The sequence below is a fragment of the Pseudomonas sp. DCA-1 genome (assembly GCF_046523955.1).
In the GTDB taxonomy this organism is placed as follows: Bacteria; Pseudomonadota; Gammaproteobacteria; order Pseudomonadales; family Pseudomonadaceae; genus Aquipseudomonas; species Aquipseudomonas putida_Y.
Window position 1 is genome coordinate 3,936,473 of sequence record NZ_CP169881.1, and the last position, 22,139, is coordinate 3,958,611.

Annotated in this window: 19 protein-coding genes; 11 read left to right on the top strand and 8 right to left on the bottom strand. The window is 64.7% G+C overall.

All coding sequences use genetic code 11. The features are described 5' to 3' along the window. Positions 1-14 precede the first annotated feature (14 nt). From ACE4QZ_RS18535 to ACE4QZ_RS18550, 4 genes are read right to left on the bottom strand one after another with little or no spacing between them, the layout of a single operon-like run. Positions 15-308 (bottom strand): DUF202 domain-containing protein, encoded by a 294-nt coding sequence (locus tag ACE4QZ_RS18535; protein ID WP_021784042.1) that lies wholly within the window; start codon positions 306-308, stop codon positions 15-17. Continuing rightward, positions 301-687, bottom strand: a complete 387-nt coding sequence (locus ACE4QZ_RS18540; protein ID WP_021784043.1) for a YidH family protein — start codon at positions 685-687, stop codon at positions 301-303. The genes ACE4QZ_RS18535 and ACE4QZ_RS18540 overlap by 8 nt, the downstream gene beginning before the upstream one ends. Then, positions 687-1,997, bottom strand: coding sequence for a DUF1329 domain-containing protein (locus tag ACE4QZ_RS18545; RefSeq protein ID WP_021784044.1), 1,311 nt, complete (start codon positions 1,995-1,997; stop codon positions 687-689). The genes ACE4QZ_RS18540 and ACE4QZ_RS18545 overlap by 1 nt, the downstream gene beginning before the upstream one ends. 22 nt (positions 1,998-2,019) lie before the next feature. Continuing rightward, positions 2,020-3,873 (bottom strand): DUF1302 domain-containing protein, encoded by a 1,854-nt coding sequence (locus ACE4QZ_RS18550; protein WP_021784045.1) that lies wholly within the window; start codon positions 3,871-3,873, stop codon positions 2,020-2,022. A 214-nt stretch (positions 3,874-4,087) separates the two neighbouring features. Here ACE4QZ_RS18550 and ACE4QZ_RS18555 point away from each other — a divergent pair, with 214 nt between their 5' ends. Then, complete coding sequence (locus tag ACE4QZ_RS18555; protein ID WP_021784046.1) at positions 4,088-5,032, top strand: LysR family transcriptional regulator; 945 nt, start codon at positions 4,088-4,090, stop codon at positions 5,030-5,032. A gap of 12 nt (positions 5,033-5,044) precedes the next feature. Here ACE4QZ_RS18555 and ACE4QZ_RS18560 read toward each other — a convergent pair whose 3' ends face one another. From ACE4QZ_RS18560 to ACE4QZ_RS18570, 3 genes are all read right to left on the bottom strand, one after another. After that, a complete protein-coding gene (locus ACE4QZ_RS18560; protein ID WP_274118716.1) occupies positions 5,045-6,298 on the bottom strand; it encodes an MFS transporter in 1,254 nt (417 codons plus the stop codon). A gap of 104 nt (positions 6,299-6,402) precedes the next feature. Continuing rightward, complete coding sequence (locus ACE4QZ_RS18565) at positions 6,403-7,569, bottom strand: acyl-CoA dehydrogenase family protein (RefSeq protein ID WP_021784048.1); 1,167 nt, start codon at positions 7,567-7,569, stop codon at positions 6,403-6,405. Between the two features lie 14 nt (positions 7,570-7,583). Beyond that, positions 7,584-9,131 carry an AMP-binding protein gene (locus tag ACE4QZ_RS18570; protein ID WP_103462813.1) on the bottom strand — a complete coding sequence of 516 codons (1,548 nt, stop codon included), beginning with the start codon at positions 9,129-9,131 and terminating at the stop codon, positions 7,584-7,586. Between the two features lie 245 nt (positions 9,132-9,376). Here ACE4QZ_RS18570 and ACE4QZ_RS18575 point away from each other — a divergent pair, with 245 nt between their 5' ends. The 4 genes from ACE4QZ_RS18575 to ACE4QZ_RS18590 all read left to right on the top strand — a co-directional run bounded on the left by ACE4QZ_RS18575 (position 9,377) and on the right by ACE4QZ_RS18590 (position 13,733). After that, positions 9,377-10,159 (top strand): aldolase, encoded by a 783-nt coding sequence (locus ACE4QZ_RS18575; RefSeq protein WP_021784050.1) that lies wholly within the window; start codon positions 9,377-9,379, stop codon positions 10,157-10,159. Between the two features lie 44 nt (positions 10,160-10,203). Beyond that, on the top strand, positions 10,204-11,091 hold the full coding sequence (locus ACE4QZ_RS18580; protein ID WP_410480111.1) for a dihydrodipicolinate synthase family protein: 888 nt from the start codon (positions 10,204-10,206) through the stop codon (positions 11,089-11,091). A 149-nt stretch (positions 11,092-11,240) separates the two neighbouring features. After that, on the top strand, positions 11,241-12,455 hold the full coding sequence (locus ACE4QZ_RS18585) for a benzoate/H(+) symporter BenE family transporter (RefSeq protein ID WP_274118705.1): 1,215 nt from the start codon (positions 11,241-11,243) through the stop codon (positions 12,453-12,455). Positions 12,456-12,515: 60 nt separating this feature from the next. Beyond that, positions 12,516-13,733: an MFS transporter gene (locus ACE4QZ_RS18590; protein ID WP_021784053.1), complete on the top strand. Its 1,218-nt coding sequence runs from the start codon at positions 12,516-12,518 to the stop codon at positions 13,731-13,733. A 36-nt stretch (positions 13,734-13,769) separates the two neighbouring features. Here the strand turns inward: ACE4QZ_RS18590 and ACE4QZ_RS18595 are convergent, their stop codons facing one another. Beyond that, entirely contained in the window at positions 13,770-15,077 is a 1,308-nt protein-coding gene (locus tag ACE4QZ_RS18595) for a T6SS phospholipase effector Tle1-like catalytic domain-containing protein (protein ID WP_021784054.1), read from the bottom strand. A 230-nt stretch (positions 15,078-15,307) separates the two neighbouring features. Here ACE4QZ_RS18595 and ACE4QZ_RS18600 point away from each other — a divergent pair, with 230 nt between their 5' ends. From ACE4QZ_RS18600 to ACE4QZ_RS18625, 6 genes are read left to right on the top strand one after another with little or no spacing between them, the layout of a single operon-like run. After that, a complete protein-coding gene (locus tag ACE4QZ_RS18600) occupies positions 15,308-16,267 on the top strand; it encodes an AAA family ATPase (protein ID WP_003247242.1) in 960 nt (319 codons plus the stop codon). 4 nt (positions 16,268-16,271) lie between these two features. Beyond that, a complete protein-coding gene (locus ACE4QZ_RS18605; RefSeq protein ID WP_028698037.1) occupies positions 16,272-17,216 on the top strand; it encodes a DUF58 domain-containing protein in 945 nt (314 codons plus the stop codon). Further along, positions 17,213-17,707, top strand: coding sequence for a DUF4381 domain-containing protein (locus tag ACE4QZ_RS18610; RefSeq protein WP_003247240.1), 495 nt, complete (start codon positions 17,213-17,215; stop codon positions 17,705-17,707). The genes ACE4QZ_RS18605 and ACE4QZ_RS18610 overlap by 4 nt, the downstream gene beginning before the upstream one ends. Continuing rightward, entirely contained in the window at positions 17,700-18,776 is a 1,077-nt protein-coding gene (locus ACE4QZ_RS18615; protein WP_021784056.1) for a vWA domain-containing protein, read from the top strand. The genes ACE4QZ_RS18610 and ACE4QZ_RS18615 overlap by 8 nt, the downstream gene beginning before the upstream one ends. Then, positions 18,773-20,488: a tetratricopeptide repeat protein gene (locus ACE4QZ_RS18620; protein ID WP_274148055.1), complete on the top strand. Its 1,716-nt coding sequence runs from the start codon at positions 18,773-18,775 to the stop codon at positions 20,486-20,488. The genes ACE4QZ_RS18615 and ACE4QZ_RS18620 overlap by 4 nt, the downstream gene beginning before the upstream one ends. Continuing rightward, complete coding sequence (locus ACE4QZ_RS18625) at positions 20,485-22,116, top strand: BatD family protein (protein ID WP_331245215.1); 1,632 nt, start codon at positions 20,485-20,487, stop codon at positions 22,114-22,116. The genes ACE4QZ_RS18620 and ACE4QZ_RS18625 overlap by 4 nt, the downstream gene beginning before the upstream one ends. Positions 22,117-22,139: the final 23 nt, after the last annotated feature.

A 22,139-nucleotide genomic window follows, 5' to 3' on the forward strand; every position in this document is an offset into this window, starting at 1 on the left:
CACCGGCACTGTGCTCAGCCGCCCTTCGCCAACCGGCACAAGCCCGCCAATGCCATCAGCCACACCACGCTACCCAGTGCCAGCACTGCCCACGGCGCAGGCTGGCCGCGTTCGGCCTGCAACATCGCCAGGCCTCGTTCATAACGCCGCCGCTGGCGGGATAGCAGCGCCAGCACGGCCACGCCCGCCAATGCCAGCACGTACACATCGCCTTGACGACAGGCCAACGCCGCCACCGCCACCAGCGCCAGCACAGTGCGCCGCCAGGCCAGCTCGGTGCGTTCTGCCTGCAGGCCCGGATCACCCATGCCAGCGTGGCCACAGGACGAGACCTGCCAGCAGTACCGCGACCAGACAGCCCAGCGCCAACAAGGGCACCAGTGCCGGCAACGGCAGCGGACGTCGATGACGCAATGCCCGCTCTACCCGCAGCCAGCGCAGGCAGGCGCCAGCGCTCAGCAATGCGCTCAGCAGCATCAGGCCAGCGACCAGCCACAGCCGCAGGGGTGTCTCGAGGACGTGGCCGGCGAAGGTTTCAATGGCGATCGCGCCACCCAGCAGCGCCAGCGCGGTGCGGACCCAGGCCAGGAAAGTACGTTCGTTGGCCAGGGTGAAGCGCGGATCAGGCGCTTCACCCTGGCCCAACAGCCGCCGCGACCAGTCAGGCCGTGGTTCAGGCACGCCCATCAGCGCACACCAAAGCTGCGCAGGGCGCCGGGCGAGAAGTACGAAAGGCTGGTGCGCACATTGAAGGCAAAGGGCCGACGCTGCTCGTTGATCAAGCCCGATGCATGGTAGCGGCCGCTCTTGAGGTCGTAGGTGATCTCCATGGCGTTGACCGCCACCTGGCCGCCGGGGTGAAAGAAACCATGGGCCTGTGAGGTGCGCCACAGCTCGCCACGCGCGTCGTAGCTGTCTGTTTCGAGAATGGCCCAGGTGTCTTCATCCAGGTAGAACCGGCGCTTGGCATAGATATGCTGCGCCCCGGGCTTCAACGTCGCCTCCACGACCCATACCCGGTGCAGCTCGTAGCGGGTCGGTGCCGGGTCGATGTGGCCTGGCTTGATCAGGTCCGCATAGCGCAGCTCGGGCGATGCCAGGCGGTAACAGTTGTAGGGCACGTGCAGCGTCTGCTTGCCCAGCAGCTTCCAGTCATACCGGTCAGGCGCGCCATTGAACATGTCGCGACTGTCGGCGGTCCGCAGGCCGGCGGTGCCAGGGCCAGTGGTGTCATAGGCGATGTTCGGCGCCCGTCGTACCCGCCGCTGGCTGGCGCTGTACACCCAGGACAAACGCGGTTCGGCGACCTGGTCCAGTGTCTCATGCACCACCATCGCATCGCCGGCAAGCCGCGAGGGCGCCGTCATGCGGTAGGTGAAGTAATAAAGTACATTGCCCGCCCCCAGGTTGGCCAAACCTTCGGGCCGGGCCACTTCCTGACGCGCACTCATCAGTACGAAGCGGCCATTCTTCAGCGGTGTGACGCTGTCGGAGCTCAGGCTGTAGCTGATGTTGCGATGCCGGGTCAGGTGGTTCCAGATCACCTCCAGGCCGTTGGTTGGCCGTGGAAAGGCGATGACACCCGTGAAACCTCGCACGCTGTTGCCCTGGTCATCCAGCTGCGCCTGCTCGGCGTTGCGGGCTGCCGATGCCGCGACTGCGTCGGGTACCGCAACACTACGGTGGGTCGGATACACCGGCAAGCTCAGGCTGGCTGGGAAGCGTTTGAGCAAGGCCACCTGGCCGTCGGTAAGCTGACTTCGGTACTGCCGGTAGTTGGCGGCCGTGATCCGGTACAGAGGCTGCTCATCGGCAAACGGGTCCAGCGGCGTGCCGTTGTCGCCCAGGCGTTGCTGGGCCGTACTCAACCCACCTTGCCAGGCGGGGATGCGCCCGTCGGGGCTGGCAGCACGCTCGGCCCCCACCGGGGTCAGGTTGTCGGGCAGGCCGGCTGCCGCCAGCGCGCCGCTCGCCCAGAACAGGCCGATCATCACCATGCGCATTTTCATTGTCATGCCCTCAGAAAGTGACGCCCACGCTAAGCGAGATGAAGTCCCGGTCGCCGCGAGTGCCATAGTCGCCGTCGATAAAATCGGTGTACGACACGCTCAGGCTGTAGGTGCTGGCAAGCGTCGCATCCAACCCCACGCTGATGGCCCTGGAGCCTTCGCTGAAGGCCGATCCCTCCACCGGGCCGGTGCCGTGCACGTCATGTGCCCAGGACAGGTTCGGCCGCAGGTCGAAACCGGCAATCACATTGGGGTAGGCCCAGGTGGCGCGCAGCCGGTAGCCCCAGGAGAACGGGGTCATGAAGCCTTCGTCGTTGCAATGCTCAGGGGTTTTGGAAATGGCCACGCACACACTGTTGTCCGCCAGTTCGCCACTGTTGAACGTGCCCGAACGCCCATAACGGGGGCCATAGGCACCCTCCAGACCGCCGACATAGGTGGCGCCCGCCTCGCCTATCAGCAGCAACTGGTTGGCACCCATCACCTGGCTGAAAGCGTGAACAGCGGTTACCTGCAACTGGGTCACCTCCTTGCGGCGGTAGCCGTCGAACAGCGTACTGGCGCTGTCTGGCCGCAGGCCGTCGCCCAGCAATGGCGAGCGGCCATCGACGTTCAACAACGACTGGATGATGTCGGTGCCGTTGAGTTGCATGGGCATGTTCGGTCGGTAGCTCAGCTCCCCCTGCAGCGCCGTGCCGGTGCGCAGGGTGGTGGAGAACGAAAGGCCGTACAGGCGAATGTCCTCGGGGTATTGCACCCGGTACTGCGAGCTGCCCAGGCGTAGCGCGCCGACCAGCGACTGGCCTGCACTGGTGCCCAGGAAAGCAGCACAGCCTGCAGACCCGATACCGAGGTTGGCGCACAGCTGCGGGGCAAAACGGCGGTTGTCGAAATACGGGCTGCTGACCGTACCCAGGTAAGGCGTGCGGCTGTGGTAGTTCGCCGCGTAGGCGCCAAACTCGGTGTCCAGCGCCGCCACGTACCATCGCAGCGAAACGCCCCACTGCCCGCTGTTGCGGGCATCCTGGTCGCTGCCACGGGGTATGCGCACGCCTTCGCTGGTGAGGTTTACACCAAACGGCGCAAGCCCGGCCACGGCTGTGGGGTTGCCGAGTAATTTGGCGCCCACGTCCAGGCCATCACACCCATCGGGCAAAAAATCGTTGTTCGAAAAGAACGTGCCGCAGTTGTCCAGCTGGGTCTGTTCCCAATCCAGCTGATAGAAACCGTCGACCGACAGCGCTTCGGTGAGGTTCTGGGTGAAGTAGAACAGGTTCACCGGCACCAGCGCGTCCTTCACTTCCGAGCCGGGGCGGCGCAAGGCCGCCAGGTTGAAGGGGTTGATGACGTTCAGTCCGCCCTGGATGAAGGTACTCTCCCCCCAGTTGACCACCTGCTTGCCCAGCCTGACCGAACCTGGCTGGCCATCGATGTCGTACAGGTAATAACCGAAGGCGTCGAGCAGTTGGCTACCTGCGGTCTTGGCCGAACGCTTGCGGTTGTTGTCCTCGACCTGCTTGAAGCGCTGGTCGTGATCGCGCAGGGCAGTGTCGTACCAGTAGGTACCGCGCAGGAACACCCCCAGGTTGTCGTGCTTGAGCTCCAGGTCATGGGTACCTTTGAACACCGCCGAAAACACGTCGCCGGAGGCAAAGTTCAGGCGGCCGTCATCGCTGTTGGCGCTGAGGTGCAGGGCCGGGTCAGGGTTGGCAGTCGCAATGCTGGTACCAAAGGAAAGCGCCGAGTCGAACTGCCCCTCTAGTTCACCCCAGTGAAACTGAGCGGCACAGGCAGACGCAGAAAAAAGTACTGATGAGGCAAGTACCGACAACGGTCCCGAGCGACCGTAAATACGAGATGCCATCACTCTTAACCTCTTATTGTGTTTATTCGAGAGTGAGTTGCGAGTTAGTGCTGAAATACCGCGCAAAGGCCTGTAGGAAAGGGCTTGGGTAATTATTCGAACGTTTCTGTTATCCTCGTTTTGCTGCTTACCGATACTAAGTAGGCCACCGGGGCTGAACAAATAGCGTCTCCCGATGGTTGCCATATCACTTCGGCATAGCCTGAGAATCACGATGACTTTGAAACAGCTGCGTTATTTGATTGCCATTGTCGAAGCCGGCAGTTTTTCCAATGCCGCACGTCAGGCGTTCATCGCCCAACCCGCCTTGAGCCGACAGATAGGCCTGCTGGAGAGCGAACTGGAAATGCAACTGCTGGCGCGCCAGCATGACGGTATCGAATTGACCGATGCCGGGCGGCAGTTGTACGAAGTGGCCCGATCGGTCGTGCAGCAACTCGATTCGGTGAAGGACGAGCTGAAGTCCAGCCGCGGCAACCCCAAGGGGCACGTGGCCATCTCGATTCCCGCCACTGCCTCGGCACTGTTGTTGCCGGCCATCATTACCCAGGCCCAGGCACGCTTCCCTGGTATCAAGCTCACCGTATGGGATGGCCTGAGCCGCGAAGGTGGCCAGGCGATCGAGCTGGGCAAAGTGGATTTCGGCGTGGTGCCCAACGCCGAAGAGCTTGCCCATGTGGTCGCCGAACCTGTGTTTTCCGAAGACCTGTACTGGGTCGGCCTACCTGGGAACGGCCCTGACGAGTCGCCCATCACCTTGGCTGAGGCCGCAGCGAGCCGCCTGGTAATGCCACCCCGCAGCCTGCACTTGCGCAGGCGCATCGAGCAGGCTGCCATGGAGACCGGTGTGACACTGGACTCAAGCTACGAACAGCAGTCGGCCCCCGGTATCACCAGCCTGGTCCGTGCTGGCCTGGCGGCCACCATCAGCAACTGGCCACCGCTGCTGGATTTGGCCGCGCCTGCCTGTGCGCGGCTGATAGTGGAACCACGCATCACCCGCACCATCGCCTTGGCCTACTCGCAGCACAAGCCGCTGTCGTTCGCCGCCGCCTGCATGCGCGACCTGGTGCGCGCACTGCTGGTGGATGCGGTGCGCAGCGAGCGCTGGAAAGGCACCCTGATCGAGCGCGAGGCCCTGGCGGAGCAGAGCCTCTGAGCGCTGTGCACATCACGCTTGGGCTGGCGCAGCCGTGCCCACCTGCACCAGACGTTGCCGGGTTTTCTGCGGGTCCATCCAGGCCAGCCCGATCAGCCCGGCAATCACCAGCACCGCGCCGCACACCAGAAAACCCTGGCCAAACCCTGCCGTGTGCCCGGCCCCGGCGCCCTGCACCAGCAAACCGGTGACCACCGGTGCCGACAGCCCGGCCAACGAGGCGATACCGTTGCCGATCGCCAGAATGCCGCCGCGCTGCCCGCTGGGCGTGAACTCCGCCAGCATGGCAGGCCCCACGGAATACATCACCAGCGCCAGCCCGCCGCTGAAAGTGAGGCTGACGATCCGCTCGGCGTTGCTCAGACCGGGCAGAAACAAGGCCGCCGACAGTAGCCCGCTGGCGATCAGGCACACTGAAACGAACGCACCGCGCGACCAGCGTGTGGCCAACCCGGCACGCATCATTCGCTGCGACAGCCAAGCCATGAACAGGCTCAGCGGCGTGGTAACCACCACGAACAGAACGAACACCTGGCCGGTCATGATCGGGTCGATCCCCAGCCCGGTTTCCAGGTAGCTCGGTACCCAGGTCAAGGTCAACGCAAGGGACCAGTTGGCGGCGAAGTGGCACAAGTAGTTGCCCAGTACCGTGCGGTCACCAAGCAGACGACGATAGGGAACAGAGCCCTGCCCTTCTTCAAGCTGGCCCGGGCGAATGCGGTCGAGGTTGCCCTCGCTGCCCAGCCACCACCACAGCACACACCACACCGCGCCGATCACCGCCAACACGATGAAGTTCATGCGCCAACCGTAGTGCACACTGATCCATGGGATCATGGCACCCGCTACCAGCAGCCCCAGCGCACTGCCGGTATGCAACAGCGCGACGGGAAGGTTGCGACGGTCGTTGGGGAACCACTTGTACAAGGCATGTGTAGCCACCGGTGAGGCCGGCCCCTCACCAATACCCAGCAGCACCCGGCAGGCGACGATCGCCCACAGCGAGCTGACGAACAACATGGGCAACTGGATAAGCGCCCAGAACGCGCCCATGCCCAGCAACAGGGTGCGGGTTGGCCGGCGATTGGCCATGAAGCCACCTATCACCGCCGAGATGGCGAAGAACCAGTGCAGTGCGCCCCCTACCAGGCCGAACTCGGCAGGGGACAAGCCCAGTTCCCTGGACATCGGCACCGCCACCAGGCCGATGACCACCTTGTCCAGGAAGTTCACCAGCATCAACAGCGCCAGCAGTACCGCAATCATCCAGGCCGTGCCTGCACGCGCGGGGGTGTCAGTATGAGTCATGATGATCTCTCGTTATTGTTCTTGTCTGGAGAGCCCGGCCGCCACGGGCCGGGCATACCGCGTCATTGCTCAGGCATGAGCACGCCCTTGGCGATGGTGTTGCGCTGGATCTCGCTGGTTCCGGTGAGGATGCGCATCATACGTGTCGCACGGAATATCCACTCCACCGGGTTGCCACGCAGCAGCCCGGCACCGCCGTGTATCTGCACGGCACGATCGGCGATGCGGAAGGCCGTCTCCGAAACGAACAGCTTGCACATCGGGGCCTGGGTGCGGATATTGCCGCCGGCGTCATTCACCGCTGCCGTGGCGTAGACCATGCTGCGTGCAGCATGCAGCTCGGTGGCCATGTCGGCGATCATGTGATTGATCGACTGGAACATGGCGATAGGCTGGCCGAACTGCTTGCGCGTGCGGGCATAGTCGATCGAGAGGTTCAGTGCCAGGCCGGCCAGCCCCAGCAAGGTGGGGCAATGCAGCAGACGGTTGAGGGTGATGCGCCCCATCGCCAGCTTGAAACCCTGCCCTTGCTCACCAATGCGGTTGGCCGCCGGCACCCTTACGTCCTCAAGGATGATGTCACCATGCGCACCACCGCCGGACATGACCGAATAATCGCTCTCAACCCTTACCCCCGGTGCGCTCAGGTCGATGAAGAACGCCGAAATCCCTTGGGCACCGCGCCCGGGATCCGTCACCGCAAGCAGCACGGCGATGTCGGCATAGGGCGCACCTGAAATGTAACGCTTGGTGCCGTTCAGCACATAGTGTTCACCCTCCCGCCGTGCGGAGGTCTTGATCGCCGTTGCATCAGAGCCGGCCTCGCTTTCAGTCAGGGCGAAGCACACGGCCTTTTCGGCACGGCACACCGGCTGCAGGAACGCCTCGATCTGGGTCGGGCTCGCCACCTTGAACAGATGGCCGATACGGGGCGGCCCGGAAAGCTCACCGAGAATATGCGGCGCCAGCATGGAGCCGGTGAGCACCGTCGCTTCCTTGACCGCACACAGGTCTGAAACGCTCAACCCGGCGCCACCTATCGCCTCGGGCAGCATGATGTTGTAGAAGCCCTGCTCGCACGAGCGCTGCCATACCTGCTGCAGCACCGCCCGCGGGTGCGGCTCTGCCCAGCTGAGACCGGCTTGCTGTTCCAGGGGCAGGATTTCGTTGCGAACGAAGCCACTGATGGCCTCGATGATCTGCTGGGCCTTTTCGCTTGGCTGATACATGGTCGTTCCTCGTGTCAGATACGGCGTTCGCTGTTTTGCCAGTAGGCGTCACGGATCAGCCGGCGTACCACCTTGCCGTTGGGGTTTTTCGGCAGCTCGCTGACGAAGTCCACCGCACGTGGTTTCTTGAAACCGGCCAGGGCCTGGGCGCAGTGTTCAATGACGTCCTGCTCCTGCAACGCCATGCCCGGCTTGAGCACGATCACCGCCCGCACCGCTTCGCCCCATTGCTCGTCAGGCACCCCCACCACCGCCGCCTCGAACACCTGCGGCATGCTGTAGAGCACCTGCTCGACCTCGCTGGGGTAAATGTTGAAGCCACCGGAAATGATCATTTCTTTCTTGCGGTCGACGATGAACACATACCCTTGCTCATCCACCGTGGCCAGGTCGCCAGTCAGGTAGTAGCCGTCGCGCATCACCTCGGCAGTGAGGTGGGGTGCACGCCAGTAGCCCTGCATGATGTCCGGCCCCTTGACTACGATTTCGCCCACCTCTCCCGGCTGGACGTCCTGGAAGTGGTCATTAACCACGCGCAGGTCGGTTTCGAAGTAGCAACGCCCGCACGAGGCCAGGCGCCGGTAGTCACCGCCCTCGCACAGATGGTCCTGTTCGGTCAGGACCGTTACCAGCGAGCAGGTCTCGCCAGCACCGTAACCTTGGGCCAGGATCGGCCCGAATACCTCGATAGCCCGTTTCACCAGCGCTGGCGCCATCGGCGCGGCACCGTACATCACCAGGCGCAAGCTGCTCAGGTCGTAACGCTCGACATCGGGGAAGTTGACCAGGCGATTGATCATTGCAGGCACCAGGAACAACCGGGTCACGCCTTCGCGCTGGATGGTCTCGAGCAACAGCTGGTCGTCGTAGCGCTCCAGCAGCAGGTTGCAGGCACCGACCGCCAGCAGCGGCATCAGCTGCATGCCGCTGGCATGGGTGATAGGGCCAACGTGGGCCATGACATCGCCCGGGGCGGCGCGACGGGTCGGGCTGGCGAGGCTCTTGCGGATAAGCGCCTTGCGGTTGCCCACGCTGAGCATCGCAGCCTTGAGCACACCAGAGCTGCCAGAGGTGTAATGCAAAACGGCAAGGGCATCGTCAGGCAGGTCGCAGCTGATTGGCTGGCTACTGCCTTGGGCCAGCAGTGCGGCATAGGTGATGTCACCGCCCCGCTCACCCAAGGTCACGATCAAGCGTACCGAAGGTATCTCGTGCCTGCGGGCCAGCAACGCCTGGGCGAGTTGCGCATCGGCGATCAGCGCGACACTGCAGGCGTCGTTGAGCACCTGAATCACCTCATCCGGTGCCAGACGCGCATTGACCGGTACCTTGACCAGGCCGGCCTTGTAGAACGCCACTTCTGCTTCCACCAGTTCGGCGCGGTTGGGCGCCAGGATGGCCACATGCTCGCCCATGGCGATGCCCTGTGCCAGCAAGGCCGAGGCCAGCTGGTTGGCCCGCTGTTCGAGCTGAGCGAAGGTCAGCCGGGTATGGCGGTCGATCACCGCCAGACGTTCAGGCCAGTATCTTGCACTTCGACTGGATAGGGTTCCAAGGTTCACGTTGTTGTTCTCGTCGACGGTTAAGACCAGGTCGATGCTAAACAGCGGGAAGCCGGGGCAAGTAATACCAGTTACGTATGCACGCCATAACAGATTGCGCTGGCACGGGTGCTTTGACGACCTGAGCCAAGGATGACACATCGCTTGCATATGACACTTTGTGTCATTATGATCAACACCGTGTCCTGGCGTCGCCTTCGCGCCGATCAGTCATCCATACACTCTTCCCCTTGCAGGTACCGCCCATGACGACCACCATGCACACCCCCAAGGACCAGCTTGTCAAACTCGCCCAGCAACAGATGCTGACGGCGCTGGCCGACAACACCTACACCGCGCGACAAAAGCTCGCCCTCACCTGCCGTATCCTGTTCGACGGCGGCCACGACTCTGGCCTGGCCGGGCAGATCACTGCGCGCGCGCAGGAACCTGGCACCTACTACACCCAGCAACTGGGGCTTGGCTTCGACGAAATCGCCGCCTCCAACCTGCTGGTGGTGGACGAAGACCTGACGGTGCTGCAAGGCCGTGGCATGGCCAACCCGGCCAACCGCTTCCACAGCTGGCTGTACCGCGCCCGCCCCGACGTCAACTGCATCATTCACACCCACCCGCTGCACAGCGCCGCCTTGTCGATGCTGGAAGTTCCGCTGGCCATCTCGCACATGGACCTGTGCCCACTGTTCGACGACTGTGCATTCCTCAAGGAATGGCCCGGTGTGCCGGTGGGCAACGAAGAAGGCGAAATCATCGCGAAGGCGATTGGCGACAAGCGCGCAATCCTGCTTTCCCATCACGGCCTGCTGATCGCTGGCCGTTCGATCGAGGAAGCCTGCGTGCTCGCCCTGCTGTTCGAGCGCGCAGCCAAGATGCAACTGCTGGCCATGGGCGCCGGTGACATCCGCCCCATCCCCGAAGCCCTGGGCAAAGAAGCCCACGACTGGATTTCCACCCCCAAACGTCACGGCGCCGCCTTCAGCTACTACGCGCGCCGCGCCTTGCGTGCCCATGGCGACTGCCTGGGCTGATCGAAGCTGTACTCTTTCCTCAACAACGGCAAAGGTGCCTGGTCATGTCTACATCTGTAATTCGCGGCGTTATCGGCTACACCATCACTCCCTTCACGGCAGACGGCACACTCGACCTGGATGCCCTGGGCACGTCCATCGATAGCCTGATCGCAGACGGCGTGCACGCCATCGCGCCATTGGGCAGCACCGGCGAAGGGGCTTACCTGTCCGATAGCGAATGGGAAACCGTGGTGCGCTTCAGCCAGGCACGCATTGCCGACCGCGTACCCAGCGTGGTCAGCGTCTCCGACCTGACCACCGCCCGCACCGTGCAGCGTGCCCGCCTGGCACAGGCCTGCGGCGCCACGGCGGTGATGGTGCTGCCCATCTCCTACTGGAAGCTCACCGAAGCCGAGGTGGTCGCCCACTACAAGGCGGTCGGTGCCGCCATCGACATTCCGATCATGCTCTACAACAACCCGGGTACCAGCGGCACCGACCTGTCGGTGGAACTGATCCTGCGTATCCTCGGCGAGGTGCCCAATGTGACCATGGTCAAGGAAAGCACCGGTGACATCCAGCGCATGCACCGCCTGTTCACGGCTACAGATGGGCAGGTGGCGTTCTACAACGGTTGCAACCCGCTGACCCTGGAAGCCTTGGTGGCCGGTGCCACTGGCTGGTGTACCGCCGCGCCCAACCTGATCCCGGCACTCAACCTGGCGCTGTGGGACGCCGTACAACAAGGCGATCTGGCCGAAGCCCGTGCGTTGTTCTATCGCCAGTACGAACTGCTGGAATACATCACCCGCCGCGGCCTGCCGACCACCATCAAGGCCGGTCTGAAAATGCTCGGCCAGGATGTCGGCGCCCCACGCCTGCCCCTGCAGCCGCTGGATGCGCAAGGCAGCAACCACCTGAAAAGTCTGCTGGTGGCGCTGACCAACTGACGCACAAACCTGCCCGGCAGCCTGTCGCTGTCGGGCAGCCTTTTTCTTCAGGAACAGCCTTGTGCGGTGAAAGGGCCAATGACGCTGCAGTCGGATTACCCCTTCGCAGTACAAGGCTGCACCTGATCTGACCATTACCAGAGGCAACCATGGACGCGCCTGCACAAAGCGCTGCAACCCCACTGAGGCTGACAGACATCCTTCACCCGGTGATTGCCGGACTCGTTTCGGTGATCGTCAACTACGGCGGCACGTTCATCCTGGTGTTCCAGGCGGCCAAAGTGGCCGGGCTGAGCCCGGAGCTGACGTCATCGTGGGTCTGGGCGGTGTCGATCGGCGTCGGCCTCAGCGGCCTGGCATTGTCCTGGTACAGCCGCGAACCGGTCATCACAGCCTGGTCCACGCCTGCCGCCGCGTTCCTGGTCACCGCCCTGGCCAGCGTGCCCTACAGCGAGGCCATAGGTGCCTACCTGCTGTCGGCCGCCGGCTTCGTGGTGCTGGGGCTGAGCGGGTGCTTCGAGCGGCTGGTGCGCGTCGTGCCCGGCGGCATTGCCGCCGGCCTGCTGGCCGGCATCCTGCTGCAGTTCGGCATCGGTGCCTTTGCCAGCCTGTCGGTCGACCCTGCCCTCGCCGGACTGCTGATTGCAGCCTATGTGGCCTTCAAACGCTTCACCGCCCGTTACGCCGTGGTCGCCATACTGCTGCTGGGCCTGGGGTATTTGTTGCTGCAGGGGCAAGTGGGCCTGACCACGTTGCGTCTGGAATTCGCCTCACCGGTTTTCACCGCGCCCACCTTCTCCCTCAACGCGGCCCTCAGCGTGGCCCTGCCGTTGTTCCTGATCACCCTCACCGGCCAGTACATGCCCGGCATGCTGGTGCTGCGCAACGATGGTTTCAAGACCAGCGCCAACCCGATTGTCGCCGTCACGGGCATCGGCTCGTTGCTGATGGCGCCCTTCGGTTCACACGCGTTCAACATCGCCGCCATCACCGCAGCCATCTGTACTGGCAAGGAAGCCCATGAAAACCCGGACAAACGCTGGGTGGCGGGTATCGCTGCCGGTGTCTGCTACATCCTCGTCGGGGTGTTCGGGGTCACCCTGGCGAGTGTCTTCATGGCCTTGCCGGGCACCTTTATCACCACCCTGGCGGGCCTGGCCCTGCTGGGCACCATCGGCGCCAGCCTGGCCAGCGCCATGGCCGATGCCCGTTCACGCGAGTCAGCACTGATCACCTTCCTGGCGGCGGCGGCCAACATCAGCCTGTTCGGCATTGGCGGGGCTTTCTGGGGCCTGGTCATTGGTCTGCTGGCCCATGTTGTACTGAACGGCCGCCTGCCCGGTTTGAGGGGCACCTCCCACTAAGCGGGCTTTCCACCACCTTGCAGTGCGCCAATGGCGCACTCTACTCAACAGGTTATCGACATGCTCCACCCTGGCCCCAAGCTGCTGACCCAAATTGCTGCCGTGCACTTCGTCAGCCATGTGCACATCATGCTGATCCCGGCGCTGCTGCCGGTGCTGCCCGGCCTGCTGGGCGTGGGCTTCGTAGAGCTGGGCGTAGCCCTGGCAGTGTTCAACATCGTCTCCGCGCTGGTGCAGGCCCCGCTGGGTTACGCTGTGGACCACTATGGTGCACGTAAAATGCTCAAGGCCGGGCTGCTGTTGGGCAGCCTCAGCTTTGTGCTGCTGGCGGCCAGCCCCGGTTACGCGGTATTGCTGGTGGCGATGGCCATGGCTGGCCTGGCCAATGGTGTGTATCACCCGGGCGACTATGCGCTGCTGGCCAACGGCATCGAGCCCGCACGCCTGGGGCGGTCGTTCTCTATTCATACCTTTGCCGGTTTCCTCGGTTCGGCCGTTACCCCAGCCGTATTTCTCGGCATCGCCGCGGCGCTCGGCACGCGGGCAGCCCTGGCGGCGGGCGCGGTATTCGGGGTAGCCGCGCTGCTGCTGATATCGATACCAGGCAGTGGCGTTTACCGGGTCGCCAGGCCTGCCAACAAACAAGACGCAGGCCCGGCCGCAGCAACAGGCCGCGTACGCTTGCTCACCCCCATGATCGGCGTGCTGACGGTGCTGTTCATCCTGCTCAACCTGAGCACCAGCGCCATTGAGAAGTTCTCCGTAGCCGCCCTGGTCCAGGGCCAAGGCCTGACACTGGCCTGGGCCAACGCCGCGCTCACCGCTTTCCTGCTGAGCAGCGCAGCCGGCGTGCTGTGCGGAGGCGCTTTGGCCGACCGTACCCGGCGCCATGGCCTGGTGGCGGCACTGGCCTTCGCGCTGGCGGCTGCGCTGACCGCTCTGGTGGCGCTGGGGCTGCTGCAGGGCTGGGCATTGGTGGCCGTACTGGGCGCCATTGGCTTGCTCACCGGGGTCATCGCCCCATCACGGGACATGCTGGTCAAGGCGGCGGCGCCACCCGGGGCCGAGGGCAAAACCTTCGGCCTGGTGTCGACCGGGTTCAACATCGGTGGCGCCATCGGGCCGGTGGCGTTCGGCTGGATGCTCGATCAGCGCATGCCCAACGGGATTTTCATCGCATCGGTGGTGTTCATGCTGCTGACAGTGCTGCTGACCCTGGCACAGGAGACGTATTCAGCCAGGAGACGCGCGACAGAACACTTGGCGCGCGCCCAGTAGGACCCGGTGCAACATTGCCGGGCCACGAACAATCATTCATTGCACCGGGTTGGCATGCGCCACTCGCCCGCCTGCTCCCGGTCGATTGACGAACAGCACATCCAGCACACTGTTGCGCAAGCCCTTCAGTGCATTCCAGTTCGCTGACGCATGCACGTATTTGTCGCGCAACAGCCGCTGTTCTTCCTCGCTCAACCCCACCTGCCCAGTTTCTCCCAAGGCAAAGGCATGCAATTTGCGGCTGATGCCCAACAACTCCTCCGGCAGCCGATGCTCAGCCTGCGCCCCCAACGGCGCAAACGGCACACCAGCGCGCACCGCCAACGCCCGCATCACGCTCAAGTACACCCGGGACAAGTGCCCCGCCACTTGCCGCTCCCGGTACACCGCCGCATAGACCTGCTTTTGCGCCTCGTCCCGCCGCCCGCCGGCAATCGGCTCCTCCCAGGTCATCACTCGCGGCCTGGGTTCGCCCATGTCGGCAAACGCCGAAGCCAGCAAGGCACTCACCTTGGCATGTACGCGGCACTGCTCGACGCACATGCCTGCGGGCACCCGCTGGGACTGCGGCTTGCACAGCAGCACCTGCTCCAGGAGGCTCTCAGGGTAACCACCACCAATATTCGAGTGCACGCCCGGCAGCAGGATATCGTGGCCACTGCGCACCAGCGGGAAGTTATGCCGCCGCTCGTCCTCAGCCACCAGTTGCACCACGTGCCGGGCAATACCCGCACCCAGGCCCAGGCGCAAGCCACCGTGGCGGCCGTCTGCCGGGTCGAAGTCACCCTGTAAGGGCGCGATGATCGCCGCCACGGTGTCGAACAGGCCGATAAAGTTGATCGAGGTTTCGCACGCCACCGACAACAGCCCACCCGCGCCCTCGTGCAACAGGTTGGCCAGATGCCGCACCGCCGCAGCGCCTCGGCTGAAACCGAAAAGATCGAACTCGATCCGCTCCAGCTTTGCCTGCGGATGCGTCCGGCGCCATGCCTGCAGTTGCTCGGCCATCCCCTGCAACGCCTCGGCGACCCGCGCCTCGGCCCCCGTGCGCCCATGCCCGGTGGCCGAAGCGTAGACATGGTCGGCTTCACCCGCCAGCGTGCCCACGCCTTCCACATAGCGCTTCAAGAACGCCTGCGGCCCGTCGGCATTGGCCGCATCAGACGGATACAACGCATGCAACAGGGCCACGTTGCTCAAGGCGTTGCCATAGCTGCCGCCCTTTTCACCCTGATCGCCCACCGCCGTGGCATTGTGCTGGTTGTTACCAGTGCCATCGAAGAACACGCCAAAACGCAGGTTGACCGGCGTAAGGTTTGGCGTGCTGCCGCTGCTCATTTTCATCGTCGTGCCTTCTGCTTGTCCGAAAAGCACAAGCAGGCGCCAGCACGCCGTCACGGAACATCAGGCAATCGCCAGCCATACGTAGGACATTTCTTTGCCCGCAGGCCCGACTGCAACGATAAATTTACCCGCCGCCATTGGTCGCCGCCCCCTCGGATAGATTAAAGTATCCCCCTTGCCAAGGCTGCTGCCTCAAGCCGCCTCAGGCCCCCTACCAGGAACCGTCGCCGATGGAACACCGTGAAGCGCTGATCGCGCTGCGCACTTTTCTTTCTACCCAGATCCTAGGCCAGGAAAAACTGGTCGAACGGCTATTGATCGTGCTGCTGGCTGACGGCCACATGCTGGTCGAAGGGGCACCGGGCCTGGCCAAGACCAAAGCCATCAAAGAACTCGCAGAAGGCATCGAAGCGCAGTTCCACCGCATCCAGTTCACCCCCGACCTGCTCCCGGCCGACATCACCGGCACGGAGATTTACCGCCCGGAAACCGGCAGCTTCGTGTTCCAGCAGGGGCCGATCTTCCATAACCTGGTGCTGGCCGACGAAATCAACCGCGCACCGGCCAAGGTACAGTCGGCGCTGCTCGAAGCCATGGCCGAGCGCCAGGTCAGTGTGGGCCGCAGCACCTACGACCTGTCGCCGCTGTTTCTGGTCATGGCCACGCAGAACCCGATCGAGCAGGAAGGCACCTACCCGCTACCCGAAGCCCAGCTCGACCGCTTCCTGATGCATGTAAAAATCGGCTTCCCCGACGCCGCCGTAGAGCGGCGTATCCTGGCGCAAGCCCGGGGTGAAGCCCTGGGCGGCGAGACCAAGCCTGAGCGCCGGGTCAGCCAGCAGGCCATCTTCGCCGCGCGCAAGGAAATCCTTGGCCTGTACATGGCCGACGCAGTGGAGGAATACCTGGTGCAGTTGGTCATGGCCACCCGCACCCCGGCCAAGTTCGACACCGAGCTGGCTGACTGGATCGCCTATGGCGCCAGCCCGCGCGGCTCCATCTCGCTGGACCGCTGCGCGCGTGCCCACGCCTGGCTGGCCGGGCGCGACTTTGTCAGCCCCGAAGACATCCAGGCAGTGCTGTTCGACGTACTGCGCCACCGTATCATCCTCTCCTTCGAGGCCGAGGCGGCAGGGATCGACCAGGACCGCGTGGTCCAGCGCATCCTCGACGTCGTCGCCGTTGCCTGACCCCATGCCCACTGCGCAACTGGCCGAACATGGCATCCGCATTGGCCTTGCCGAGCTGATCGACATGCGCCACCGCGTGCGCGAAATCCAGCTGTTTTCCAAGCCTGGCCAACGCAGCCCGCTGGTGGGCCTGCACCATTCCAGGCTACGTGGGCGCGGCGTCGACTTCGACCAGGTGCGCGTCTACCAGGCCGGCGATGATGTGCGCAACATCGACTGGCGTGTCACTGCGCGTACCCAGGAGCCGCACACCAAGCTGTTCCACGAAGAACGCGAGCGGCCGATCTTCATCCTCGTCGAACAAAGCCAACGGCTTTTCTTCGGCTCGGGGCTGATGTTCAAGTCCGTACTGGCGGCCCAGGCGGCGGCGCTGTTCGGCTGGGCAGCACTGGGCCACAACGACCGCATCGGCGGCCTGGTGTTCGGCGACAACGAACACCACGAAGTCAAACCCCGGCGCAGCAAACAGAGCCTGCTGCAACTGCTCAACCGCTTGGCAAAGGTCAACCAGTCACTGCACACCGAAGCCGTACCGGGGGCCGACAGCCTCGGCCTGGCCCTGCGCCGCGCCCGCGAAGTGCTGCGCCCCGGCAGCCTGGCCATCGTGATCTGCGATGAGCGCTCGCTCAGCGCCCAGGTGGAACAGCACCTGGCCATGCTTTCACGGCATTGCGACCTGCTGTTGCTGCCAGTATCCGACCCGCTCGACCACGCGTTGCCCGCCGCCGGCCTGCTGCGCTTCGCTCAGCGCAGCGCCCAGCTGGAGCTCGACACCCTCGACGCCAACCTGCGCCAGGCCTACCGCCAGCAGGCAGAAGCCCGTATCGAGCGCTGGGAGCTGATGGCGCAAAAGCTGAGGGTGGTACTGATGCCACTGAGCACGCAAAGCGAAATGGTCGAACAACTGCGCGAGTACCTGAGCGCCCAGCGGCCACGGAGCGCGTCATGAACCCGCTTGACCAGTTGCACCCACTGATCGCCCCGGCACCGGTCAGCCTGTGGCCTCCCGCACCGGGCTGGTGGCTGCTGCTGGCCGTCCTGCCGCTACTGGGCTGGGGCTTGTGGCGGCTGCGCCGCTGGCGCCCGGGCAAACGCCGCATCGTGCGCGCCGAACAACCCCTGGACCCGGTGCGCCTGGAGGCCTTGGCCGAGCTGGCCCGCCTGCCACGTCCGTATGACGGTGCCCCGGCTGGCGCCTGGCTGCAACAGATCAACGCTCTGCTCAAACGCCTGTGCCGCAACCACTACCCAGGCGCCAACAGCCACACCCTCAACGGCCGCCAGTGGCTGGCCTTTCTCGACAACCGCTGCCCGGCCGCCGGCCTGACCCGCTGGATGGTACTGGTCGAAGGCGCCTATAAACCCGAGTGCAAGCTCGATGACAAGGCCATCGCCGGGCTCAGCCAAGCCGTCGAAACCTGGATCCGCAAGCATGTTTGAACTGGCATGGCCGTGGGTCTTCGCCCTGTTGCCGCTGCCATGGCTGGCGCGCCTGCTGCTGCCCGCAGCCGACAGCGGGGAACCGGTGCTCAAGGTGGGCTTCCTCAACGAGCTGGAAGGCCTGGCCGGGCGCCGCGCGCGGCTCAACCTGCCCACCTGGCGCCAGCAGGCACCGTTCGTCGTCATCTGGCTGTTGCTGCTGTGCGCCGCTGCTCGCCCGCAATGGCTGGGCGAGCCGGTGCCGATCGCCGCCAGCGGCCGCGACCTGCTGGTGGCGGTGGATGTGTCCGGGTCGATGGACTTCCCCGACATGCAGTGGAAGAACGAGGACATCAGCCGCCTGGACCTGGTCAAGGCGCTGATGGGCGACTTCCTGCAAGACCGTGAAGGCGACCGCGTGGGCCTGATCCTGTTCGGCAGCCAGGCCTATCTGCAAGCGCCGCTCACCTTTGACCGGCGCACCGTGCGCACCTTCCTCATCGAGGCGCAGATCGGCATCGCGGGCAAGAACACCGCCATCGGCGACGCCATTGGCCTGGCGGTCAAACGCCTGCGCGAACGCCCCGCACAAAGCCGGGTGCTGGTGCTGATCACCGACGGTGCCAACAACGGCGGGCAGATTCACCCGCTGACAGCCGCCCGCCTGGCGGCCCAGGAAGGCGTGCGTATCTACACCATCGGTATCGGCGCCAACCCCGAAGCCAATGGCACCCCAGGCCTGCTCGGCCTCAACCCGAGCCTGGACCTGGACGAAGCCGCGCTAAAGGAGATTGCCGACATCACCCACGGTGCCTACTTCCGCGCCCATGACGGCGCCGAACTGGACGCTATCGGCGATACCCTCGACCAACTGGAGCCCGTGGCCCAGCAACCGACCCAGGCGCGCACAGCCCAGGCCCTGTACGCCTGGCCCCTGGCGCTGGCGCTGCTGCTCAGCGTGCTGCTGGTGGTGGCCGTGCAGTGGCCCGACAACCTGTTGCAACGCGTGCTGCGCAAGCCGCGCTTCCTGCAGCCGCACCCGGAATGGCGCCAACGCTTGAAGCGCCTGCGTTTAAGGAGGCGGCGATGATCGATTTGTGGCCCCAATGGCTGCGTCCGCTCTGGCTGCTGGCGGTGCCGGTGCTCGGCTGGCTGCTGTACAAGCTGTGGCACCGGCGCAAACGCGCCGGACGCTGGCAGATGATTCTGCCGCCCGCCTTCCATGGCGTGCTGCTGGGTGGCGGCAGCGGCAGCACCAGCAAACTGCCGTGGGTGGCGCTGGGCCTTGCCTGGTTACTGGTGATCCTGGCGCTACTCGGGCCCAGCTGGCAGCGCCTGGAAGAAAGCCATCAGCGCCCGGCCGACCCACTGGTGATCCTGCTCGAACTGACCCCGCAAATGCTCGCCGAGGACAGCCCGCCCAACCGCCTGGAACAGGCTCGACGCAAGATCCTCGACCTGCTTGAACACCGCCGCGACAGCCAGACAGCCCTGGTGGTGTATGCCGGCTCCGCGCACACCGTCGTGCCGCTGTCTGACGATCTGGCCACCACCCGCAATTTGCTCGAGGCCATCGACCCGTCGATCATGCCAAAACCCGGCCAGCGTGCCGACCTGGCCGTGCAAAAAGGCCTGGCGCTTTTGGCCCAGAGCGGCCTCGGCCAAGGCCGCCTGCTGCTGGTAGGCTCGGCGCTCAGCGCCGCCGAACGGCAGGGCATCACCCAGGCCCTAGGTCGCCAGGGCCCCAGCCTGCTGATGCTGGGCATCGGCAGCCGCGAAGGCGCCCCTGTGCGCCAGGCCAATGGCGAATACCTTAAAGACGACCAGGGCGGCATCCTTTTGCCTCGCCTGGACAGCGCCAGCCTGAAGGGCTTTATCCGCAGCACGGGCGGGCGCTACCGGCATGCCCGCATCGACGACCTCGACCTGCGTGGCCTGGGCCTGTTCGACAACCCGCGGAGCGGGCGCAATGACGGCCAGACCCTGCAACTGGATAGCTGGGCCGACCAAGGTTACTGGCTGCTGATTCCATTGTTGCTGCTGGCCGCCTGCGCCGGCCGGCGCGGCTGGCTGTTCTGCCTGCCGCTGCTGCTGGCCTTGCCGCAGCCTGCCCAGGCTTTTGAGTTCAACGACCTGTGGCTGCGCCCTGATCAGCAAGGCCAGAAGCTGCTGGAGCAAAACCGTCCGGCCAGCGCTGCACGTCACTTCCAGAACCCGCAATGGCGCGGCATGGCCCTGTACCAGGCCGGCGACTATGCCGGTGCCGCCGAGGCATTTTCCCAAGGCGATACAGCAGCAGCCCACTACAATCGAGGCAATGCCCTGGCCCATGGTGGCGAGCTGGAAGCCGCCCTGGATGCCTACGAACAAGCCCTGGAGCGCCAGCCCGACCTGCAGGCCGCACTGGACAACCAGGCGCTGGTGCAGCAACTGCTGCAGCAACGTGAAGCCAAGGCCGAGGAACAGCCACCCGGCAGCGATACCCAAGACACGCCCGGCAGCGAAACCGAAGGCAACAGCAGCTCGGCCAGCAACCAGGCCCAAGGCACACCCGGCAACGACCAACAGGCCAGCCCCGAACAACCCGGCGAAAGCAGCAACAGCCAGGCAGCACCCGGCAACCAGGCCGGGGGCGACGACAGCGTCATCCAGCCGCCCCAGCGCCCGGTATCGACCAACCTCGACGGCGAACAGCGCCAAGCCCTGGAGCAATGGCTGCGGGAGATCCCCGACAACCCGGCAGAGCTGCTGCGACGCAAATTCTGGTATGAACAGCAATTGCATCAGGAAAAATCACGATGAGTCGCTTCGGCGTCTTGCTCCTCACCCTGCTGTGGGCCGTGCTGGCCCACGCCGAACCGCTGCTGCAGGCCAGCGTCGACCGCACCCGCCTGGAGGCGGGCGAAAGCCTGGAACTGACCCTGGAAAGCCAGGACGTCACCCAGTTCGGCAAGCCCGACCTGCGCGCCCTGGAAGGTGACTTCGAAGTGCGCGGTACGCGCCAGCTGAACAGCCTGCACACCCTCGACGGCGAAACCCGCGCCAGCACCCGCTGGATCATCACCCTGCTGCCACGGCGCAGCGGTAGCCTGCGCATACCCGAGCTGCAACTGGGCCAGTCGCACAGCCAGGCCATCGAACTGCAAGTGCTGCAGGCCGATGCCAGTCGCCAGGAAAACGCTCAGGTATTCATCGAAGCGACCCTCGACAACCACGACGTCTATGTCCAGGCCCAATCCGTGCTGACGGTGCGCATCTACCACTCAGTAGCGCTGTACGACGACAGCAGCCTCAGCCCCCTGCAACTGGAGAACGCCAAGGTCGAGCCGCTGGGCGAGTCGCGCACGTATGAAAAGGAAATCAACGGCGTGCGTCATGGCGTGATCGAAACCCGCTATGCGGTGTATGCCCAGCAAAGCGGTACCCTCGACATCCCGCCGCTGACTTTCACCGCCACGGCAGCCGCCAGCAACGACGAAGCAGCGCAGGCCAATGGTACGGCCCGCGCCGGCCATCAGGTACAGGTCAGCTCGCTGCCCTTGCGCCTCAATGTACGGCCGATTCCCGCAGCCTGGCCGGCTGGCTTGCCGTGGTTGCCAACCAGCAGCCTGACCCTGGAAGAGCACTGGAGCCCCGACCCCGGCAGCCAGCAGGTACAGATTGGCGACTCGCTGACGCGCAACATCACCTTGCGTGCCGAAGGCTTGTCCAGCACCCAACTGCCACCGCTGCCGGCCACAGAGATCATCGGCCTGCGCCGCTACCCTGACCAACCGTTGTTGCGCAACGAAATCAGCGAACGGGGCATGACCGCCAACCGCGAAGAGCGCGAGGCCCTGGTGCCGACCCACAGCGGCACGCTGGCCTTGCCGGCGCTGGAAGTGGCCTGGTGGAACACCCGCGAAGATCACCTGGAGCACAGCAGCCTGCCGGCGCGCACGCTGAACGTACAGGACAACCCGGCACTGAGCGCCGACACCCCGGTGGGCGACAACAGCAGCGCCAGCACCCTGCTGTGGCCGTGGCAGCTGTCCACACTGGTGTTCGCCCTGACCACCGTGCTGGGCTTCGCCCTGTGGTGGCGCGCCCGCTCGCGGCCAGCGGTGCTGCGCGCCGCGCAGAACGGGCCAAGCCCACGCACCTTGCTGGACGACCTCAAGCGCGCATGCCAGGCCAACGACCCCCAGGCTACGCGCCAGGCGCTGGATGCCTGGGCCCGGCAGCAACCGGAAACCCTGGCCGAGATGGCGGCGCGCTTCGTGCCGTTGTCGGATGCGCTGGATGGTTTGAACGGGGCGTTGTACAGCGAGAGCGGGCAGTATTGGCAGGGTGAAGACTTGTGGCGGGCGATTGGTACCATTCCGCCGGCTGAGCAGGTATTGCTGCCGACGGGCGAAAACGGCAGCCTGCCGCCGCTTTATCCCAAGTAAGCCAGCAGGTGTTCGCCATAGGG

What these genes read in the sequence shown, in the direction of transcription:
- ACE4QZ_RS18535 (WP_021784042.1), bottom strand. Translation starts at nt 308, where the DNA reads ATGGGTGATCCGGGCCTGCAGGCAGAACGCACCGAGCTGGCCTGGCGG.
- ACE4QZ_RS18540 (WP_021784043.1), bottom strand. Translation starts at nt 687, where the DNA reads ATGGGCGTGCCTGAACCACGGCCTGACTGGTCGCGGCGGCTGTTGGGC.
- ACE4QZ_RS18545 (WP_021784044.1), bottom strand. Translation starts at nt 1,997, where the DNA reads ATGGTGATGATCGGCCTGTTCTGGGCGAGCGGCGCGCTGGCGGCAGCC.
- ACE4QZ_RS18550 (WP_021784045.1), bottom strand. Translation starts at nt 3,873, where the DNA reads ATGGCATCTCGTATTTACGGTCGCTCGGGACCGTTGTCGGTACTTGCC.
- ACE4QZ_RS18555 (WP_021784046.1), top strand. Translation starts at nt 4,088, where the DNA reads ATGACTTTGAAACAGCTGCGTTATTTGATTGCCATTGTCGAAGCCGGC.
- ACE4QZ_RS18560 (WP_274118716.1), bottom strand. Translation starts at nt 6,298, where the DNA reads ATGATTGCGGTACTGCTGGCGCTGTTGATGCTGGTGAACTTCCTGGAC.
- ACE4QZ_RS18565 (WP_021784048.1), bottom strand. Translation starts at nt 7,569, where the DNA reads ATGTATCAGCCAAGCGAAAAGGCCCAGCAGATCATCGAGGCCATCAGT.
- ACE4QZ_RS18575 (WP_021784050.1), top strand. Translation starts at nt 9,377, where the DNA reads ATGACGACCACCATGCACACCCCCAAGGACCAGCTTGTCAAACTCGCC.
- ACE4QZ_RS18580 (WP_410480111.1), top strand. Translation starts at nt 10,204, where the DNA reads ATGTCTACATCTGTAATTCGCGGCGTTATCGGCTACACCATCACTCCC.
- ACE4QZ_RS18585 (WP_274118705.1), top strand. Translation starts at nt 11,241, where the DNA reads ATGGACGCGCCTGCACAAAGCGCTGCAACCCCACTGAGGCTGACAGAC.
- ACE4QZ_RS18590 (WP_021784053.1), top strand. Translation starts at nt 12,516, where the DNA reads ATGCTCCACCCTGGCCCCAAGCTGCTGACCCAAATTGCTGCCGTGCAC.
- ACE4QZ_RS18595 (WP_021784054.1), bottom strand. Translation starts at nt 15,077, where the DNA reads ATGAAAATGAGCAGCGGCAGCACGCCAAACCTTACGCCGGTCAACCTG.
- ACE4QZ_RS18600 (WP_003247242.1), top strand. Translation starts at nt 15,308, where the DNA reads ATGGAACACCGTGAAGCGCTGATCGCGCTGCGCACTTTTCTTTCTACC.
- ACE4QZ_RS18605 (WP_028698037.1), top strand. Translation starts at nt 16,272, where the DNA reads ATGCCCACTGCGCAACTGGCCGAACATGGCATCCGCATTGGCCTTGCC.
- ACE4QZ_RS18610 (WP_003247240.1), top strand. Translation starts at nt 17,213, where the DNA reads ATGAACCCGCTTGACCAGTTGCACCCACTGATCGCCCCGGCACCGGTC.
- ACE4QZ_RS18615 (WP_021784056.1), top strand. Translation starts at nt 17,700, where the DNA reads ATGTTTGAACTGGCATGGCCGTGGGTCTTCGCCCTGTTGCCGCTGCCA.
- ACE4QZ_RS18620 (WP_274148055.1), top strand. Translation starts at nt 18,773, where the DNA reads ATGATCGATTTGTGGCCCCAATGGCTGCGTCCGCTCTGGCTGCTGGCG.
- ACE4QZ_RS18625 (WP_331245215.1), top strand. Translation starts at nt 20,485, where the DNA reads ATGAGTCGCTTCGGCGTCTTGCTCCTCACCCTGCTGTGGGCCGTGCTG.